The following is a 15,531-nucleotide window of genomic DNA, read 5'->3' as shown; positions in this document are numbered from 1 at the left end:
CCGAATGCGCCAGTACTCTCCGGACCTGACCCCTCCGTGGAAGAAGCCGAAGCCCGTCCCCGAGGTGCCGGCCGAACCGGGCCTGGTGGTGGAGGAGGCGGGGAGCGGCTTCTGCGGCGCGGTGATCCGCTGCGAGGCGGGCACGGTCACCCTGGAGGACCGCTTCGGCAAGCACCGGGTCTTCCCGCTGGAGCCGCGCGGCTTCCTCCTGGAGGGCCGCGCGGTGACCCTCGTGCGGCCGTCCCCGGGACCGGCCCGTCCCGCCCGCACCGCCTCCGGCTCGGTGGCCGTCCCGCAGGCACGCGCGCGCGTGGCGCGGGCCGGGCGGATCTACGTGGAGGGCCGGCACGACGCCGAGCTGGTCGAGAAGGTGTGGGGCGACGACCTGCGCCTCGAGGGGGTGGTCGTGGAGTACCTGGAGGGCGTCGACGACCTGCCGTCCGTCGTCGAGGAGTTCGGGCCGGGCCCCGACGCCCGGCTCGGCGTCCTCGTGGACCACCTCGTGCCGGGCACGAAGGAGTGGCGCATCGCCCGGGCGGTGACGAGCGAGCACGCGCTGGTGGTGGGCCACCCGTTCGTCGACGTCTGGGAGGCGGTGAAACCGTCGTCCCTGGGCATCGCGGCCTGGCCGCGGGTGCCGCGCGGCCAGGACTGGAAGACGGGGGTGTGCCGCGCGCTGGGCTGGCCGGAGAACACCGGGGCCGCCTGGCAGGCGATCCTGGGCCGGGTGCGGTCGTACAAGGACCTGGAGCCGGAGCTGCTGGGCCGGGTGGAGGAGCTGATCGACTTCGTGACGGCTCCGCCGGCCTGATCAGTCCACCAGGTCCCTGACCACCGCGTCCGCCAGCAGCCGCCCCCGCAGCGTCAGCACGGCCCGCCCCGCCCCGTACGGCCCGTCCTGGAGCAGGCCGTCCGCCAGCGCCCGGCGGGAGGCGGCGAGACCGTCCTCGCGCAGCAGCGCCAGCGGCACGCCCTCGCGCAGCCGCAGCTCCAGCAGGATCCGCTCCACCCGGCGGTCCTCCTCGGACAGGACCTCGCGGCCCGCGCCCGGTGACCGGCCCGCCGCCAGCGCCGCCGCGTACGCGCCGGGGTGCTTGACGTTCCACCAGCGCACCCCGCCGACGTGGCTGTGCGCCCCGGGGCCCGCGCCCCACCAGTCGGCGCCCCGCCAGTACAGCTCGTTGTGCAGGCAGCGGCCGGCCTCGGAGGTGGCCCAGTTCGACACCTCGTACCAGTCGAAGCCCGCCGCCGACAGGGTCTCCTCGGCGATCAGGTAGCGGTCGGCGTGCACGTCGTCGTCGGTCATCGGGATCTCGCCCCGGCGGATGCGGCGGGCCAGCCCGGTGCCCTCCTCGACGATCAGGGCGTACGCCGAGACGTGGTCGGGTCCGGCGCCGAGGGCCGCCTCCAGGGAGGCTCGCCAGTCGTCGTCGGACTCGCCCGGGGTGCCGTAGATCAGGTCGAGGTTGACGTGCGCGAAGCCCGCGGCGCGGGCCTCCGCGACGCACGCCTCCGGGCGTCCGGGCGTGTGCGTGCGGTCCAGGACCCTCAGCACGTGCTGCCGGGCGCTCTGCATGCCGAAGGAGATCCGGTTGAAGCCGCCCTCCCGCAGGGCCGCGAGGTACGCCGGGTCGACCGACTCCGGGTTCGCCTCCGTGGTGACCTCGGCGTCGGCGGCCAGCCCGAACTCGTCGCGGACCGCGCCCAGCATCCGGACCAGGTCGTCCGCGGCCAGCAGGGTCGGGGTGCCGCCGCCGACGAACACCGTGCGGACCTCGCGCGGATCGTCGCCGAGGACCTTGCGGGCCAGGCGGACCTCCTCGATCAGCGTCTCGGCGTAGTTGTCGCGGGAGGCGAGCACCCCGCCGGTGCCGCGCAGCTCGGTCGCGGTGTAGGTGTTGAAGTCGCAGTAGCCGCAGCGGGTCGCGCAGTAGGGGACGTGCAGGTAGAACCCGAGGGGGCGGTCGGCGGCCCCGGCGAGCGCGGACGCGGGCAGCGCACCGTCGGCGGGGACGGGCTCGCCGTCGGGGAGTGCGGAAGGCATGCCTTCCATTGTCCAGCACCCGCGGCGGCACTCCGCCGGGAGCACCGGGGAGGGTCGCTCCGCCTGGCGCACCGGGGCGGGGCACCCCGCCTGGCGCACCGGGGAGAGTCACCCCGCCTGACACGCCGCGGCGGCACTCCGCCGGGAGCACCGGGGCGGGTCGCCCCGCCTGACGCACCGGGGCGGAGCGCTTCCCGCGGCGCACCGGCCCACGGTGACACGCGCGGCACACCGGGGCGGGGCGCTCCCCGCGGCGCGCCGGCCCGCGGTGGCACGCCCGGTGCCCTGGCCGCCGCCGGTGACACGCGCGGCGCACCGGCCCGAGCGATGCGCGCGGCGCGCCGGCGCGCGCCGGAACCGGCGCGGGGGCTCCCGCCCGGGAAGCGGGCGGGAGCCCCCCGTCACTCCGCCTGGAGCACCAGCAGTGCCAGGTCGTCCGCCGGCGGCCGCGCCCCGAACTCGTGCACGAGCCGCTTGATCCGCTCCGCTATCGGCTCCGCCTCCAGCCCCGCGCACCCGGCGAGCGCCGTCGCCAGCCCGTCCTCGTCGTCGAACTGGCGCGAGCCGCTGCGCCGCTCGGTCACGCCGTCCGTGACGCACAGCAGCGTGTCGCCGGAGGCCAGCTCGAAGGTCTCGCTGGTGTAGGTGGCGTCCTCGACGACCCCGAGGAGGGTCTGCGGCCCGGCCGCCGTGCGGACCGTGCCGTCCGGGCCGAGGAGCAGCGGCAGCGGGTGCCCGGCGGAGGCGAGGGTGCAGCGGACCCCGCCCTCGTGGGGGACCAGCTCGCCGTACAGGAGGGAGAGGAAACGGGTCTGCGGGCCGTCCCCGGGGACGGTGGGCCGGGCGCCCGCGGCCACCAGCGCCCGGGCGGCGGCGTCGGCGGCCTCGGTCGCGTCGTCGAGGAGGAGCTGGTTGAGGCGGTCCAGGACGTCGGCGACCCGGTAGCCCTCGCGGGCCAGCAGCCGCAGCCAGGGCCGGGCGAGGCCGATGACCACGGCGGCCTCCGGCCCCTTGCCCTGGACGTCGCCGAGGGCGAAGCACCAGCGGCCGTCGCCGGCCGGGAACACGTCGTAGAAGTCGCCGCTCGGACCGCCCTTGTCGCACGGCTCGTAGACCAGGGCGCTGCGCACCCCGGGGATCGCGGCGACCGCCCCGGGCAGCAGCCCGCGCTGCAGGACGGCGCTGATGGTGGCCTGCCGGGCGTACTGGCGGGCCGCGCCGATGGCGAGCGCCACCCGGCGGCCGAGGTCCTCCACCAGCCCGGTGATCTCGTCGGGGAAGCGGGCGATGCCGGCCCGCCCGATGACCAGGGTGCCCAGCGGCCGCCCGCCGGCGACCAGCCGGTAGGCGAGCGCCGCGCCGGACCCGCCCAGCGGTCCGGCCGGCCAGGGGTAGGCGGCGGGCCCGGACCGCAACGGGTCGTGCGGGTGCGGCGGGTCCTTCTCCAGGGCCCGCCGCAGCTCCTCGATCCGGTTCTCGCTGCCGTGCCACACGCGGGCCGGGCCCGCCCCGCCGGCCCATCCGCCGCGGCCGGTGGCCTCGTCCTCCAGCCACACCGCGCACCAGTCCGCCAGCCGCGGCACGATGAGCTGCCCGGCGAGGGCGGCGACCAGGTCCTCGTCGAGCTGCCCGGCGAGCAGGTCGGAGGCCTCGGCGAGGAAGGACAGGGCGCCGCGGCCCAGCCAGTCGCGGTCGCCCTCGGCCCGCGGGGGCTCGGGGGCGAGCATCCCGGCGACCAGGAGCCCGCGCTCCAGGGCGTGCTCCTCCTCGGCGTAGGCCTCGATCTCCTCGCCGGCCGTGGCGTCCGTCGCGGCCAGCCGCGCCCACACCGTCTTGGACCCCGTGCGGTACGTCACCCCCCAGGCCTCCGCGAGCGTCGCGACGAGCCGCAGGCCGCGCCCGTACTCCGGTGTCTCGTACGCCGTCTCCGGCTCGCCGCCGCGCGGGGCGCGCGAGGGGTGGTGGTCGCAGACCTCGACGATCAGCACGCCGCTCTCCTCCAGCCGGCAGGTCAGCTCGACCTCGGTGCCGGCGTGGACCACGGCGTTGGTGACGAGTTCGCTGACGACCAGCAGGGCGTCCGCGGCGAGGCGGTCGGTGACGTGCTCGGTGCCGGGCAGGCCGAGGGCGCTCCAGTCGGCGAGCGCCGTGCGCACCAGGGCGCGGGCCGAGCCGGGGGCGACGGAGCTGCCGGGCAGGGTGGCGTGCGCCCGGGTGTGCGGCGGGGCGGACTCCTCCGACGCGTGCGCCGGCACCCCGCAAGCACGCACGAGTGTCTCCCGTTGCGTCGGAATGGCCCCCATGGACAGCTCCCCGGGCAGTTCGGACGAATACGCCTCAGTCGATGCCGACAGGGTGACAGACCGGACCCGTCCGTGAGCACCGAGTTACCGAAGTGGGCCGCCATGAGTGAGAACCGTGCTCCCCGCGTGGTCGAGGACGCGCCCGGAGACGGTCACATTCGGGCATCCGGGCCGCGTCCGCTCCGCGCCGCGACGGCCCCGGTCCGGGGCGGCGGCTCCGCGGGGGCGGCGGCCGGCGGACACGGGATCACGGCCGGATCCCCCGCGGCCCACGGCCGGGTCGCGGACCGGGGCCCGCGCCCCGGCCCCGAGACGCCTCGGCGGGCAGGCCCGGGCACGGGGCGTCCCCGGCCCCCGGAGGAACCGCACCGCCGCGGCCCCTCACCGGCGAGGTGACCCGTGCGTGTCCCCGCCGCTACCCCCGGCCGGGCCTCCCCCAGGAACGGGCCGGGGGACCGTCGGCCGGCCACGGTGCCCCGCGGCCGGCCGGCGGTCCCCCGGCCGCTCGTCACGCCTCGCGCGTCCCCTCGTACATCTCGTCGATCAGGTGCTTGTACTCCCGCTCGACGACGGGCCGCTTCAGCTTCAGGCTGGGCGTGATCTCGCCGTGCTCGACGTCGAGGTCGCGCGGCAGCAGCCGGAACTTCTTGATGGTCTGCCAGCGCTGCAGTCCCTCGTTGAGCTGCTTCACGTACCCGTCGACCATCTCGACCGTGACCGGCGCGGCGACGATGTCCGCGTACGGCTTGCCGCCCAGGCCGTTCTCCTCCGCCCAGCCGGTGATCGCCACCTCGTCGAGGGCGATCAGGGCGGTGCAGAAGTTCCGGTCGGCGCCGTGCACGAGGATGTTGGAGACGTACGGGCAGATCGCCTTGAACTGGCCCTCGACCTCGGCCGGCGCGATGTACTTGCCGCCGGACGTCTTGATCAGGTCCTTCTTGCGGTCGGTGATCCGCAGGTAGCCGTCGGGCGAGAGCTCGCCGATGTCGCCGGTGTGGAACCAGCCGTCCGCCTCCAGGACCTCGGCGGTCTTCTCGGGCAGCTTGTGGTAGCCCTCCATGATGCCGGGGCCGCGCAGCAGGATCTCACCGTCGTCCGCGATGCGCACCTCGGTGCCGGGCAGCGGCTTGCCGACGGTGCCGGTGCGGTACGCCTCGCCCGGGTTGACGAAGGAGGCGGCGGAGGACTCGGTGAGGCCGTAGCCCTCCAGGATGTGGATGCCGGCGCCGGCGAAGAAGTAGCCGATCTCGGGCGCGAGGGCGGCGCTGCCCGACACGCAGGCGCGCAGGTTGCCGCCGAAGGCCTCGCGGATCTTGGCGTACACCAGCGTGTCGGCGACCTTGTGCTTGGCCGACAGGCCGAAGGGGGCGCTCGCGGTGCCGGTGCGGCGGAAGTTGTCCTGGGTGACCTTGGCGTACTCGCGGGCGACCTCGGCGGCCCACTGGAAGATCTTGTACTTGGCGCCGCCGCCGGCCTTCGCCTTGGTCGCGACCCCGTTGTAGACCTTCTCGAAGATGCGCGGCACGGCCGCCATGTACGTCGGCCGCACCACCGGCAGGTTCTCGATGATCTTGTCGACCCGGCCGTCGACGGCGGTGACGTGCCCGACCTCGATCTGGCCGGAGGTCAGCACCTTGCCGAAGACGTGGGCGAGCGGCAGCCACAGGTACTGCACGTCCTCGGCGCTGACCAGCCCGGTCGCGGCGATCGCCTTCGCCATGTACGCCCAGTTGTCGTGCGGCAGGCGCACGCCCTTGGGGCGGCCGGTGGTGCCGGAGGTGTAGATGAGGGTGGCCAGCTGGTCCTTGGTGATCGCGCCGACCCGCTCCTTGATGAGCTCGGGGTCCTTCTCCAGCCGGGCCGCGCCCCGGCTCTCCAGTTCGTCGAGGGAGAGGACCCGGTCGCCGGTCTCCACGCCGGCCGCGTCGATCACCACGACGTGGGTGAGGCCGGGCAGCTCGGCCCGCTTCTCCTCGGCCTTGGCCAGCTGCTCGGCGTTCTCCGCGATGAGCACCTTGCTCTCGGAGTCCGAGAGGATGAACGCCGACTCCTCGGCGTTGGTCTGCGGGTAGATCGTGGTCGTGGCGGCGCCCGCGCACAGGATGCCCAGGTCGGCGAGGATCCACTCGACCCGGGTCGCGGCGGCCAGCGCCACCCGCTCCTCCGGCTGCACGCCCAGTTCGATCAGGCCGGCCGCGATGGCGTGGACGCGCTCGGCGGTCTGCGCCCAGCTCAGTCCCTTCCAGTCGTCCGGCCCCTCGCCGGAGGCGGACGGCACGGGGTAGCGGTAGGCCTCGGCGTCCGGCGTGGCCGCCACGCGCTCCAGGAAGAGGGCCGCCACGGAGGGCGGACGGTTCTCGATCAGTTGCTGTGTGTCGCTCACGACATCCTCCGGGGCCCGCGACGGTGCGGCTGGCTCAGGTGCGGCTGGGTTCACTCGCGCGCCGTTGTTTAACTCGCGAGTAACTATCGAGCAGGGATCAGAGTAAGGCCCGACCGGCCACCGCGTAAGACTTCGCGGCCTGTCACTTCCTACAGAGAGGCACCCGGTGGACGCACAGGGGCCCGCCGCGCTTTCGCGCGACGGGCCCCTGTTCCACCCGGTTCGGGCTGTAACCCACGGTAATCGGCGGCTACTTCTTGGCCTTGCCCGATCCCGCGCTGTCATCGCTGGACAGGACCGCGATGAAGGCCTCCTGCGGAACCTCCACGGATCCCACCATCTTCATCCGCTTCTTGCCTTCCTTCTGCTTCTCCAGCAGCTTGCGCTTGCGGGAGATGTCACCGCCGTAGCACTTGGCGAGGACGTCCTTGCGGATGGCGCGGATGGTCTCGCGGGCGATCACCCGGGAGCCGATGGCGGCCTGGACCGGCACCTCGAAGTTCTGCCGCGGGATCAGCTCCTTCAGCTTGGCGACGAGCCGGACGCCGTACGCGTACGCCTGGTCCTTGTGGGTGATCGCCGAGAAGGCGTCCACCTTGTCGCCGTGCAGCAGGATGTCGACCTTGACCAGGGAGCTGGACTGCTCGCCGGTGGGCTCGTAGTCGAGGGAGGCGTAGCCGCGGGTCTTGGACTTCAGCTGGTCGAAGAAGTCGAAGACGATCTCCGCGAGCGGCAGGGTGTAGCGGATCTCGACCCGGTCCTCGGAGAGGTAGTCCATGCCGAGCAGGGTGCCGCGCCGGGTCTGGCACAGCTCCATGATCGCGCCGATGAACTCGGTGGGCGCGAGGATCGTCGCCCGCACCACCGGCTCGTGCACCTCCGCGATCTTCCCCTCGGGGAACTCGCTGGGGTTGGTGACCGTGATCTCCTCGCCGTCCTCCATGGTCACGCGGTAGACCACGTTGGGGGCGGTGGCGATCAGGTCCAGGCCGAACTCGCGCTCCAGCCGCTCCCGGATCACGTCCAGGTGCAGCAGGCCGAGGAAGCCGACGCGGAAGCCGAAGCCGAGCGCGGCGGAGGTCTCCGGCTCGTAGACCAGCGCGGCGTCGTTGAGCTGGAGCTTGTCCAGGGCCTCGCGCAGCTCGGGGTAGTCGGACCCGTCCAGCGGGTACAGCCCGGAGAAGACCATGGGCTTGGGGTCCTTGTACCCGCCGAGCGCCTCGGTGGCGCCCTTCTGCATGCTGGTGACGGTGTCGCCGACCTTGGACTGGCGGACGTCCTTCACACCGGTGATCAGGTACCCCACCTCGCCGACGCCCAGGCCGTCGGCCGGCAGCATCTCCGGCGAGTTGGTGCCGATCTCCAGCAGCTCGTGCGTGGCGTTCGTGGACATCATCCGGATGCGCTCGCGCTTGTTGAGCTGCCCGTCGATGACACGGACGTACGTCACGACACCCCGGTAGGAGTCGTAGACGGAGTCGAAGATCATGGCGCGGGCCGGGGCGTCCTTGACGCCGACCGGGGCCGGGATCTCGGCGACGACCTTGTCGAGCAGCGCCTCGACGCCCAGACCGGTCTTCGCCGACACCTTCAGCACGTCGCCGGGCTCGCAGCCGACCAGGTTGGCGAGCTCCTCGGCGAACTTCTCCGGCTGGGCCGCGGGAAGGTCGATCTTGTTCAGCACGGGGATGATCGTGAGGTCGTTCTCCATCGCCAGGTACAGGTTGGCGAGGGTCTGGGCCTCGATGCCCTGGGCCGCGTCGACGAGCAGGATGGTCCCCTCGCACGCGGCCAGCGACCGCGACACCTCGTAGGTGAAGTCGACGTGCCCGGGGGTGTCGATCATGTTGAGGATGTGCGTGTTGCTCTTGTCGTGGGTCGGGGCCCACGGCAGACGCACCGCCTGGGACTTGATCGTGATGCCGCGCTCGCGCTCGATGTCCATGCGGTCGAGGTACTGAGCGCGCATCTGCCGCTGCTCGACCACACCGGTCAGCTGGAGCATCCGGTCGGCGAGCGTGGACTTGCCGTGGTCGATGTGCGCGATGATGCAGAAATTGCGGATCAGAGCCGGGTCGGTACGGCTCGGCTCGGGCACATGGCTAGGGATCGCGGGCACGCAGGGTCCTGATTCTTGAGGCGTCCGCAGTGTCTGCGGTCTCGGGTCGGATCGATACGTAGCTTCCATGGTCCCACGCGCGGGAGGCGGGGGACGGTTTGCCCCGGAACCAGCGGGAGCGAGCCCGGCGCGAGGGGCCGGAGCGGAGGCGTCCGGCGGCCGGTTTGGGCCGCCCGGAGGGCCGCTGCTAGTCTGGGTGGCTGTGTCTCATGCCCTCTCAGCGCGAGGCACGTCATCAAGAAATCACCTGGTAAATCACTCGGTACGGAACCCGGCATCTCCTTGCCCGGAGTGCTCCCGGCTCCGTGCCTGAACCTGTAGAGGCTCATTCGTGGCGAACATCAAGTCCCAGATCAAGCGGATCAAGACCAACGAGAAGGCGCGGCTGCGCAACAAGGCCGTCAAGTCCTCCCTGAAGACCGCGGTCCGCAAGGCCCGCGAGGCCGCTGCCGCGGGTGACGTCGAGAAGGCCACCGAGTACCAGCGCGCTGCCGCGCGTCAGCTCGACAAGGCCGTCTCCAAGGGCGTCATCCACAAGAACCAGGCCGCCAACAAGAAGTCGGCGCTGGCTCAGAAGGTCGCCGCCCTCAAGGGCTGAACCCCTTTCTGATCTGACCGGATCCCCCGCGGATCCAGCCGCCGGAAGGACCCAGGGCGGGCCCTCTCTCATCCGCCCCCGACCGGCACCCCGAGCTCGCCCGCGGCCTGCGTTCGCCACGCGGGGGCGGGCTCACCCGGCGTGAACCGAAGGCCCCGCCCGCCGCTCTTCCCCAGAGCGGCGGGCGGGGCCTTCGGCGTGTGCGGCCGGTGTCACCGCGCGTCGCGCCACGGAGGGGTGTCACGGAGGGGCGTCACGACCAGAAGTCGTCGCCCTGGTCCATGTCCTCGACGCACTCGTCGAGGTCGGTCATCTTGTCCCCGACGATCCGGAAGACGAGGCCTCCGTTCGCGTCGAGGTGCTTGCCGCCGCGGTCGGCGGTGAAACGGTGCACCGAGACGGCGTGCCCCCGCCCGTCGACGAACACGTTGAGCAGCTCGACCCGGAACGACCCGTCCGTCTCCGTGTGGAGCCGGCCGTAGTAGTCGATGATCGCGTCGATCCCCTTGTGGTCCCCCGCCAGCGGGTGGGAACCGGGCACGTGGTGCGTGCAGTCCCCGGTCATCATGCCGCGCAGGGTGTCCATGTCCCCCCGCTGGAACGCTTCGTAGCCCTGGCGGACGAGCATGGCGTGCGGGTGCTCAGCCATGACGGTCGCCACCTTCCCTAGTCCGGCGATGAACGGCTGATACGCCCGATTCTCCTCCGGTGCGGGCGAAGGGCTACTGGATCACGGGCCGGGGAAGGGCCGCAGGATCACGGAGGGCTGACGGATCACGGGAAGGGCTGACGGATCGTGGAAGGAGCCACCGGATCGGGGGTGGGGGAAGCTACTGAACCGTGGGGGCGGCGGCGTCGGAACCGCTGCTTCACGGACCCGGACGTCCGCCCCGGAGGGAGCGGCCACAGCGGCCGGCGGTCGCAGCGGAGCACCGGCTACCGCCCCCGGGACCTCGCCGCCCGCGCGATGGCCACCACTGCCTTCTCCAACGCGTACTCCGGGTCGTCCCCGCCGCCCTTCACACCCGCGTCCGCCTCGGCCACCGCCCGCAGCGCCACGGCCACCCCGTCCGGCGTCCAGCCCCGCATCTGCTGCCGCACCCGATCGATCTTCCAGGGCGGCATACCGAGCTCCCGGGCGAGATCCGCCGGCCGCCCGCCCCGCGCCGACGACAGCTTCCCGATCGCCCGCACCCCCTGGGCCAGCGCACTCGTGATCATCACCGGCGCCACCCCGGTCGCCAGCGACCAGCGCAGTGCCTCCAGCGCCTCCGCCGCCCGGCCCTCGACCGCCCGGTCGGCGACCGTGAAGCTCGACGCCTCGGCCCGCCCCGTGTAGTACCGCCCGACGACCGCCTCGTCGATCGTCCCCTCGACGTCCGCGCACAGCTGGGACACCGCCGACGCCAGCTCCCGCAGGTCGCTGCCGATCGCGTCGACCAGCGCCTGGCACGCCTCGGGCGCGGCCGACCGCCCGGCCGTCCGGAACTCCCCCCGCACGAACGCCAGCCGGTCCGCCGGCTTGGTCATCTTGGGGCACGCCACCTCCCGCGCCCCCGCCTTGCGCGCCGCGTCCAGCAACCCCTTGCCCTTGGCGCCGCCCGCGTGCAGCAGCACGAGCGTGATCTCCTCGGCGGGCGCCCCGAGGTACGCCTTCACGTCCTTGACCGTGTCGGCCGAGAGGTCCTGCGCGTTGCGCACGACCACGACCTTGCGCTCCGCGAAGAGCGAGGGGCTGGTCAGCTCGGCCAGCGTGCCGGGTTGCACCTGGTCGGGGGTCAGGTCCCGCACGTCCGTGTCGGCGTCGCTCGCCTTCGCCGCAGCCACCACCTCCTGCACGGCGCGGTCGAGCAGCAGCTCCTCCTGGCCCACGGCGAGCGTCACGGGGGCGAGAGGATCATCCTGAGCAGTCTTCCTGGCCATCGGCCCAAGCATCCCACGCACCACCGACATCACCGCGCGACGCCTTCCCCCGGGCTCCGGGCACTGCTCCCGCGGCACTTGCTCTCCTCGGCACTCCAGCCGCTGCTCGCCGACGGGCTCCGGCCGCTGCTCCCCACCCTGCGATGGGCCCCGACCCTTGCGCTCCCGGGCAAACTCCGGCGTTGCTTCCCCGGGCAGATTCCGGCGCTGCTCCCCCGGCGGACTCCGGCCGCTGCTCCCCGCAGGGGCGAGCCCGGCCCGTCACGCCAGGGGCGGTCGCGCGCCCGGCCGCCGCGCGGGCCCGGCGCTACGGTTCCTCCCGCCACCCCTCCCACTCCCCCGCGAACGCGTCCAACTCGCCCGGGTCCAGCCGCCCCGCCGAGTCCCGCAGCAGGACCAGCCACTGCGCGTCCTCCGCGTCGTCCTCCCCGGCCAGCGCGTCCCGCACCAGCCGCGGCTCCTCGTCGACCCCGAACCGCTCCCCCAGCGCCTCCGCGACCTCCTCCGCGGCATCACGGTCGGGCAGCACCAGCACATGTCGCACATCACTCACGGAGCCATTGTCCGGTACCCCCGACGGCACTCCGCCGGCCCGCCCCTCCTCCCTCTCCGCACCGGCCGGCCAAGGCCCCCGCAGCCCCGGCCGTACGCCCCGCACGACCGGCACCCACATCAGCCCTCCGCCCCAGCGCCCTCGCACGCCTGGCGCCCGCATCAGCCTTCCGGCTCGTCGGCACCCCGTACGACCGGCACCCGGTCCAGCTCGATGCCGAAGCGGTCCCGGTACACCGACCGCACCTCCTCGTCCGTCCCCAGCTCCTCTTCCCGCCGCGTCCCGTCGGCGGCCGTCACCGTGAGCCGGCGCCCGGCGAGCGTGACCCTGCCGCCGTCCTCCGTGACCCGCGAGCAGACCAGTGACCGGGTGAAGTGCGACGCCGGTGAGGTGGTGTGCCACCACGCCCCGGCCACGAAGTCGCCGAGCACCCGCGGCCGCACCTCCAGCCGGTACTGCGCCTTGCCGTCGCGGATCACGTCCAGGTCCGCGGCCTCGACCGTGTCGTGCCCGCCCCGCACCCCGGCCGCGTCCGGATCCGCCTCGACGACCCGGAACGTGCCGCCGGGATCCGTCTGCTCACCCCGCTCCCCGAACACCAGCGGGAAGTGGCTGTGGGCCCCGAAGCCTACGTCGGCGAGCCAGTCGCCCCCGTCCACCGTCCGCACCCGCAGCGCGAGGTGGTCGTACGGGATCCCGAGCCGGCCCCCGTCCCCGTACACCCGTGCCGCCAGCAGCGTGACCTCGTACCCCAGCGCGGTGAGCAACGTCCCGAAGGCGCCGTTCAGTTCGTAGCAGAACCCGCCCCGTCGCGCGTCCACCACCTTGTCCAGCAACCGCTTCTCCTCCAGCGCGATCTCCTCCCCCAGGTGGATCGAAAGGTTTTCGAACGGCACGGTCTGCAGATGGCGCAGGTGCAGCTCGCGCAGGACGTCGACGGTGGGCCACGCCGGCTGCTCGACTCCCAGACGGCGAAGGTAGGCATCAACCTGTGCGGAATTCATGCCCTCAGTCTCGCGCCACCCGCAACTGCCCGCCCTCACCGACGACCGCCAGGGCCCCGTCCCGGTCCGTCCGCAGCACGGCCGCTCCCCCGGCGCGCAGTGCCGCGAGCGTGCTGGGCGCGGGGTGGCCGTACGGGTTGTCGTCGCCGCAGCTGATGAGGGCCAGGCGCGGTGCCACCCGGCGTATCAGGTCGGGGTCCTGGTAGGCCGAGCCGTGGTGGGCGACCTTCAGCACGTCGACGCCCTCGGCCCGGGCGGCCGCAGGTGACCTCGCCAGCTCCTGCTGCGCCGGGGGTTCGAGGTCGCCGAGCAGCAGCAGGCGCAGCCCGGCGGACCGGACGAGCAGGGTGACGCTGGCGTCGTTCGGTCCCTCCGGTGCCGGCCGGGACCGGGGCGGCGGCCACAGCACCTGCCAGGACAGCCGCCCGGTGCGCCGCCGCTCCCCCGCGACGGCGTGCGTCACGGGCACGCGCCGGGCGGCCGCCTCCCTCCGGACGAACGCGGCCTGGTCCGCGGGCTCCTCGTGACCGGTGGTCTGGATCTCGCCGACCCGGCGTCCCCGCAGTACGCCGGGCAGACCCGCCACGTGGTCGGCGTGGAAGTGGGTCAGGACCACGAGCGGGATCCGGGTGATGCCGAGGGAGCGCAGGCAGCGGTCGACGAGCTCGGGATCCGGCCCGGCGTCCACGACCACGCCGGCGCCCTCCCCCGCCGCGAGCACCATGGCGTCGCCCTGCCCCACGTCGCACATCACCGACCGCCATCCGGGCGGCGGCCAGCCCGTGACGACCCGGCCCAGTGGGTGCGGCCGGACCACCACCAGCACCTGCAGCACCGCGCAGACGGCGCACCCCCAGGGATGCCCCAGCAACCGCCGTCCGGCCGCCAGGACCACGACCGTGGCGACGGCGAGCAGCGCCGCGCCCGCCCAGCTGCCCGGCCAGTCCACTCCCGCCCCGGGCAGCGCCGCCCCCGTGCGCGCGATTCCCGCGAGCCACTGCGCGGGCCAACTCGCGCACCAGGCCAGCGCCTTGGCCACCGGCATCGCCACGGGTGCCGCGGCCAGCGCCGCGAAGCCCAGCACGGTCGCCGGCGCGACCGCGAACTCCGCGAGGAGGTTGCACGGCACCGCCACCACACTCACCCGTGCCGAGAGCACCGCGACCACCGGAGCGCACAGCGCCTGTGCGGCCGCCGCCGCGGCCAGTGCCTCGGCCGGCCTCGGCGGCATCCCGCGCCGCCGCAGTTCCGCGCTCCAGCGCGGGGCGAGCGTGAGGAGGGCGCCCGTGGCGAGCACGGACAGCAGGAATCCGTAACTCCGCGCCAGCCACGGGTCGTAGAGGACCAGCAGCACAACGGCCGTCGCCAGCGCCGGGATCAGGGACCTGCGGCGTCCGGTCGCCAGTGCCAGCAGGGCCACGGATCCGCAGGCGGCGGCCCGCAGCACGCTCGGGTCCGGCCGGCACACGACGACGAACCCCAGGGTGAGCGCCCCACCGAGCACCGCCGTCGCCCGCAGCGAGATGCCGAGGCGGGGCGCGAGGCCGCGCCGCTCGGCGTGCTGCGCCAGGCCCAAAGGTCCGAGGAGCAGTGCCAGCAGGATCGTGAAGTTGGCCCCGGACACGGCCAGCGTGTGCGTGAGGTCGGTCTCCTTGAAGGCCTCGTCCAGCTCGGGCGTGATCCGCGAGGTGTCCCCCACGACCAGCCCGGGCAGGAGCGCCCGCGCGTCCGCCGGCAGTCCGTCGGTGGCCTCCCGCAGCCCGGCGCGCAACCGTCCGGCGAACCGCTGAGCGCCCGACGGTTCCCTCACCACCTGCGGCGTCACACGATCCCGCACCCGCAGCACGGCCGCGATCCGGTCGCCGTCCGCCAGCGGGGGTGCCAGGCGTGCGGTGAGCCGCAGGCGCGTCGAGGGCAGCAGTCCCAGCCAGGCGGACGGTCCGGAGCCGTCACCGGTCAACCGCCGCACATCCCCGCCCGGGCTCCCGGCGGCCCGGCCGGCCGCGCCGGTGCCGACGATCACCAGCACCGGGGTCCGCGTCACCCGAGCGGCTCCGCCCGCCTCCTCGACCCGTCGCACCTCGGCATTGATCAGCACGGCGGTCCGGGCCATGTGATCGCCCGTGACCTTCGGCCGGGTCAGCCGGGGATCGGAGGTGACCTCGACGTCCACGGTCACCGTCGCGTGCCGCCGGGCCAGGTCCGGTACGGGCCCCCGGCGCAGATCCGCCCCGTGCAGCCCGGCCGAGCCGGCGGCCGCGGCGACGCAGAGCAGCACGGCGGCCACGGCACCGGGCCCGGCGGCACGCGGCCCCACGCGAGGCCGCCGCACCGGCAGTGCTGCCGGTGCCGGGCGGTCCCCTGCCGGGCGCCACCGAACCGACAGCAGGACGACGGCCGCCACCAGGCACACCGCCACCACGCCCACGACCCGGCCGGGCGGCGCGTCCAGCGTCGACGCCGCCGTCGCCCAGGCCGCCAGCGCGGGAGGCACCAGCCGGAGGTCCGTCGGCCCCTCCTGGCGCGGACGGGCGGCCCCGAGCCGCTGCCCGGAGTCGGCGTGCACCGGCCGCCTGACGGCGGCCCCTCCCGAACCGGTCCCGG

At 74.1% G+C, this 15,531-nt stretch carries 11 protein-coding genes; 2 read left to right on the top strand and 9 right to left on the bottom strand.

All coding sequences use genetic code 11. The features are described from left to right. Positions 1-4 precede the first annotated feature (4 nt). The gene (locus ACIF8T_RS01925; protein WP_400030102.1) at positions 5-811 is read left to right on the top strand and encodes a DUF3097 domain-containing protein; all 807 of its coding nucleotides are present in this window, start codon (positions 5-7) and stop codon (positions 809-811) included. Here ACIF8T_RS01925 and hemW read toward each other — a convergent pair whose 3' ends face one another. From hemW to lepA, 4 genes are all read right to left on the bottom strand, one after another. Continuing rightward, positions 812-2,044, bottom strand: coding sequence for a radical SAM family heme chaperone HemW (gene hemW, locus ACIF8T_RS01920; protein ID WP_400030100.1), 1,233 nt, complete (start codon positions 2,042-2,044; stop codon positions 812-814). A 401-nt stretch (positions 2,045-2,445) separates the two neighbouring features. Then, positions 2,446-4,347 (bottom strand): SpoIIE family protein phosphatase, encoded by a 1,902-nt coding sequence (locus ACIF8T_RS01915; RefSeq protein WP_400030098.1) that lies wholly within the window; start codon positions 4,345-4,347, stop codon positions 2,446-2,448. 508 nt (positions 4,348-4,855) lie between these two features. Continuing rightward, positions 4,856-6,730, bottom strand: coding sequence for an AMP-dependent synthetase/ligase (locus tag ACIF8T_RS01910; protein ID WP_400030096.1), 1,875 nt, complete (start codon positions 6,728-6,730; stop codon positions 4,856-4,858). Between the two features lie 250 nt (positions 6,731-6,980). Next, entirely contained in the window at positions 6,981-8,849 is a 1,869-nt protein-coding gene (lepA, locus tag ACIF8T_RS01905) for a translation elongation factor 4 (RefSeq protein ID WP_400030094.1), read from the bottom strand. Positions 8,850-9,180: 331 nt separating this feature from the next. Here lepA and rpsT point away from each other — a divergent pair, with 331 nt between their 5' ends. Beyond that, positions 9,181-9,447 carry a 30S ribosomal protein S20 gene (gene rpsT / locus ACIF8T_RS01900; protein WP_400030092.1) on the top strand — a complete coding sequence of 89 codons (267 nt, stop codon included), beginning with the start codon at positions 9,181-9,183 and terminating at the stop codon, positions 9,445-9,447. 253 nt (positions 9,448-9,700) lie between these two features. Here the strand turns inward: rpsT and ACIF8T_RS01895 are convergent, their stop codons facing one another. The 5 genes from ACIF8T_RS01895 to ACIF8T_RS01875 form a co-directional block, all read right to left on the bottom strand. After that, complete coding sequence (locus tag ACIF8T_RS01895; protein ID WP_400030090.1) at positions 9,701-10,096, bottom strand: nuclear transport factor 2 family protein; 396 nt, start codon at positions 10,094-10,096, stop codon at positions 9,701-9,703. A 287-nt stretch (positions 10,097-10,383) separates the two neighbouring features. After that, complete coding sequence (gene holA, locus ACIF8T_RS01890; protein ID WP_400030088.1) at positions 10,384-11,370, bottom strand: DNA polymerase III subunit delta; 987 nt, start codon at positions 11,368-11,370, stop codon at positions 10,384-10,386. A gap of 307 nt (positions 11,371-11,677) precedes the next feature. Continuing rightward, positions 11,678-11,923, bottom strand: coding sequence for a hypothetical protein (locus ACIF8T_RS01885; RefSeq protein ID WP_400030086.1), 246 nt, complete (start codon positions 11,921-11,923; stop codon positions 11,678-11,680). Between the two features lie 161 nt (positions 11,924-12,084). Beyond that, complete coding sequence (locus tag ACIF8T_RS01880; RefSeq protein ID WP_400030084.1) at positions 12,085-12,927, bottom strand: arylamine N-acetyltransferase; 843 nt, start codon at positions 12,925-12,927, stop codon at positions 12,085-12,087. Between the two features lie 4 nt (positions 12,928-12,931). Then, positions 12,932-15,493, bottom strand: coding sequence for a ComEC/Rec2 family competence protein (locus ACIF8T_RS01875; protein ID WP_400030082.1), 2,562 nt, complete (start codon positions 15,491-15,493; stop codon positions 12,932-12,934). Positions 15,494-15,531 lie beyond the last annotated feature (38 nt).

The sequence above is a fragment of the Streptomyces sp. NPDC085946 genome (assembly GCF_044540485.1).
GTDB lineage: Bacteria > Actinomycetota > Actinomycetes > Streptomycetales > Streptomycetaceae > Streptomyces.
Note: the sequence above shows the minus strand (reverse complement) of the source record. Positions and strands in the feature narration are given on the sequence as shown.